The organism is Sulfurimonas sp. (assembly GCF_027056685.1).
Taxonomy (GTDB): domain Bacteria; phylum Campylobacterota; class Campylobacteria; order Campylobacterales; family Sulfurimonadaceae; genus Sulfurimonas.
In genome coordinates, this window is record NZ_JALUKE010000112.1 from 1 (window position 1) to 3,782 (window position 3,782).

Annotated in this window: 2 protein-coding genes, 3 tRNA genes and 1 pseudogene; 5 read left to right on the forward strand and 1 reads right to left on the reverse strand. The window is 37.2% G+C overall.

Features of this window, described 5'->3' with window-relative positions; translation table 11 throughout:
- Window positions 1-136: 136 nt before the first annotated feature.
- The 5 genes and pseudogenes from MVY38_RS11030 to MVY38_RS04920 all read left to right on the forward strand — a co-directional run.
- A pseudogene (locus MVY38_RS11030) lies at window positions 137-292 on the forward strand (hypothetical protein); the annotation flags it as partial.
- A gap of 355 nt (window positions 293-647) precedes the next feature.
- Window positions 648-724, forward strand: a tRNA-Met gene (locus MVY38_RS04905).
- A gap of 18 nt (window positions 725-742) precedes the next feature.
- Window positions 743-817, forward strand: a tRNA-Gln gene (locus tag MVY38_RS04910).
- Window positions 818-854: 37 nt separating this feature from the next.
- Window positions 855-929: transfer RNA gene (locus MVY38_RS04915), tRNA-Gln, on the forward strand.
- Between the two features lie 60 nt (window positions 930-989).
- A complete protein-coding gene (locus tag MVY38_RS04920; protein ID WP_297484043.1) occupies window positions 990-1,241 on the forward strand; it encodes a hypothetical protein in 252 nt (83 codons plus the stop codon).
- Between the two features lie 153 nt (window positions 1,242-1,394).
- Here MVY38_RS04920 and MVY38_RS04925 read toward each other — a convergent pair.
- Window positions 1,395-3,782: nitrate reductase (locus tag MVY38_RS04925; protein WP_366939763.1), on the reverse strand; the 2,388-nt coding region annotated here is incomplete at its 5' end.

Consider the following 3,782-nt stretch of genomic DNA (forward strand, 5'->3'; position numbering starts at 1 on the left):
CACACTGGAATCTCGAAACTCTCTTGTGTATTGACTGTTTCTCATCTTCTTTTTATCCTTATTCATACTGATATTTTATCTTAGAATTACTAAATATTCTAAGTATGAATAAGTGTAGCCACATCACACATTTAGACATACTTTTGCAAATATGCTATTACAAGTCAAAAAACTCCCAATAGCCGAGGTTTCGCATCTTTTAAACCACGCCTCTATACAGACAACTACTGAAAATTATATTCATATGAGTAATGATTATATCTCCAATGCAGATTTATCAGACTTAATTTAACCCTATTTTTTGCAGCAAAAGAGAAGGATTTCTCTCCTTTCATTCACACACAAGCCCTATATACCGCACATAAGCCCCTTTCATTCAACCAAACATACTCATCCACTATAAAAAGCTCGTATAGAGCAAATATGGAACACTTTTTCATTCTAAATACATTTAAGCTTTATTTAAAAGTAAGTTGCTATAATTTCGCCATCAATCAAGAGTGACTGACCCGATGAATCGGTTCTTTTAAGCTTCTTATTGATTGTTCTTTTTGTGACACTGTGTGCCACCCTTGACTTCAGGAGTAGTACAAAATGGTAGTACAAAAAAAGACACCAGGTGCTGAAAAGCCCTGAAATACAAGTAACGCGGAATAGAGCAGTTCGGTAGCTCGTCGGGCTCATAACCCGAAGGTCGCAAGTTCAAATCTTGCTTCCGCAACCAATTATTACTTTCAAATGATGGGGTATCGCCAAGCGGTAAGGCATCAGCTTTTGGTGCTGACATTCGGGGGTTCGAATCCCTCTACCCCATCCACATTAACTTTTCAACAAAAAATATAACAAATTTAAACTGGGGTATCGCCAAGCGGTAAGGCCGTGGTTTCTGGTGCCACTATGCGTGGGTTCGAATCCCTCTACCCCATCCACTAATTCAAGTATCTATGAAACTATGCTATACTTACTTATATTAAAAAGTGAGGTTACTTATGCAAATATCCTTAAATATTCAAGATGATGTTTACAAACAACTTGTAAACGCAGGTGTGGACATGCAATCAAAAATCAACGAATACCTTGTAAACCTTGTAGATAAAAAAAATGACTATATAAACTCTAATCAATTTCAAGAAGATAAAGCTTATTTTCACAAGGCTTTAAAAGATATTGAAAGTGGAAAAACCAAACCACTCTCACATACAGAAGTATGGACTGAAATAGAACAACATACTAATAAGTAAGCATGAAAATTATCTATGAACCAAGATTTATAAACTCTTTTAACAATATTTGGGACTATATTGCTCAAGATAACAAGAGTGCTATGTTTTTAATACATGTTCTTTAAAGCACTTAAAATAGAATAACTTTTAGTCCTTCTACCCTATCTACATCTAGTTTACACCGCTCAATTCTCTCTCGGTACTTTTTACACTCACACCCTCAAAAACAACTTTATGATGTGCAATGGCACCACTTACCTCTTGCTCTTCTAAACGCAGTCCTTCTGGAACTTCTTCAGAATGTAACTGAATAGCAGTCTGTTTGAAGTTTGGCTCACCTGATTTTGGACAAAAGCTCTCTTGGGTTAGTGTATTTACAAGCTGTTCATTAAAATGAAATGGTACAAATACTGTCCCTGGTCTTACACTTCCCGTTACACGCACAACGACATCATCCACACGACCACGAGGAGAGGAAAGACTCATTCTATCGCCTGATTTTACTTTTAGCTTTTTTGCATCATCAGGGCTAATGTCCACCCACGCTTCTGGCGCTAAATTGTCAAGTATTGCAATGTCTCTTGTTTTTGTACGCGTATGCCACTGCTCCACTGTACGCCCAGTATTTAAAATAACAGGAAATTCAGGACTTATAGGCTCTGACATAGGATGCCACTCCAAACAGAGAAGTTTCGCTTTTTTATCGGCTGTTCTAAATGGAATATCTTCTGTATAAAGACGCTTACTACCAAGTGGAAACTGCTCATTACAAGGCCACTGAATACCGCCATGCTCTTCTATAAGCTCATAAGTCATCCCACTATAGTCACACAACTGCCCTTTAGAGACCTTACGCCACTCTTCAAACGCATCACGAGGCTCACTCCAATTTGGAAAAAGCATCTCATTAACACCCTCAAAATATTTTGAAAATTCAACAATGATGTCAAAATCACTTTTTGCATCCCCTATTGGCTCAACTGCTTTATTTGCTTTGTTACAACGGCGTTCAGAGTTAGTGTAAGTTCCCTCTTTTTCACCCCAAGTCGCTGCTGCAAAAATCACATCAGCAATTTGTGCAGTATCTCCTAAAAAGGCATCTTGCACCACAAGCAAATCAAGTTTTGCTAAAGTTTTACGCAATTTATCTTGATTGACAAAGCTTACAAGTGGGTTTGTTGCTGTTATCCAAAGTGCTTTTATCTCCCCTGCATCTATAGCTTCAATAATCTCAGCATATTTATAACCACGCTCACGAGGAATAATCTCTTCTGGCACATTAACAATTTTTGCATACTCTTTAAGTGCTTTTTCATCACCATAGTTTCTATACCCTGGCAGACTTGAAGTAAAACCTGTCTCACGCGTTCCCATGGCATTACATTGTCCAGTAATAGAGAATGGACCAGTTCCCTCTCGTCCAATATGCCCTGTTAAAAGATGTAAATTTATAATAGAGCTAACGGTATCTGTTCCCATAAATGATTGGTTAATTCCCATCGTCCAACCAGTAATGACCTTCTCATTTGAAACAAATTCACGAGCAAGTTCATAGAGTGTTTTTACATCAATTCCTGTAATGTTTGCCACCTCTTGTGGTGGATAATCTTGAAGATGTTTTTTCAGCTCTTTTATGCCATTTGTATTGGCTTTAATGTAGCCCTCATTCTCCCAGCCCTGCTCTAAAATGATATATGCAAGACCATTATAGAGTGCTAAATCTGTTCGTGGTTTTATTGGCACATACAAATCAGCCATCTGCGAAGTTTTACTTGCACGAGGGTCAATAACTATCACTTTTTTCTTAGGATTTTTATTAATGTGTAGTGTCAAAATAGGATGGTTATCTGCAATATTTGCACCTACCAAAAAGATAGTATCTGCCTTTTCAAAATCTTCATAGGAGCTTGTAGCACCGTCACTTCCAAGAGATTGTTTATAGCCCATAACTGCTGAAGCCATACAAAGAGTAGTATTTCCATCGTAGTTATTTGTTTGCAGTCCTAACTGCACAAATTTTCCAAGCGTGTAGAACTCTTCTGTTAAGAACTGCCCTGTCCCTATGACAGAAATAGCACTGTTTCCATGCTCTCTTTGAATGCGTTTAAACTCTGAGCTTACTTTTGTAAAAGCCTCATCCCAACTCGCCTCCTGCAATTCGCCATCTTTACGAATAAGTGGCGTTTGAATTCTATGTGGAGAGTTTATCATCTGATGCTCTGAAAGCCCTTTTGGACAAAGCGTTCCTTTATTTACAAAGTGTTTCGGATTGCCTTTTGTATAAACGGCCTTTCCATCTTTTACACCGATATAAAGACCACACCCTACACCACAGTAACCACAAGTAGAAAAAACCCATTTATCTGGTTTTTTCTCATCTGCTATCATTCCAAATGTATCATCATGAGAGAGTTTGTACTTCTCTTCTTTTATATCAAAACCTAAAAAATCTTTTATCTTACCTATCATTGTAAACTCACTAATTATTATATTGATTAAATAATAGCATAAAATGGGTTCTATATTGTTTGAAATCTGTTCATATATTAAGCAATAAAC

What these genes read in the sequence shown, in the direction of transcription:
- MVY38_RS04920 (WP_297484043.1), top strand. Translation starts at nt 990, where the DNA reads ATGCAAATATCCTTAAATATTCAAGATGATGTTTACAAACAACTTGTA.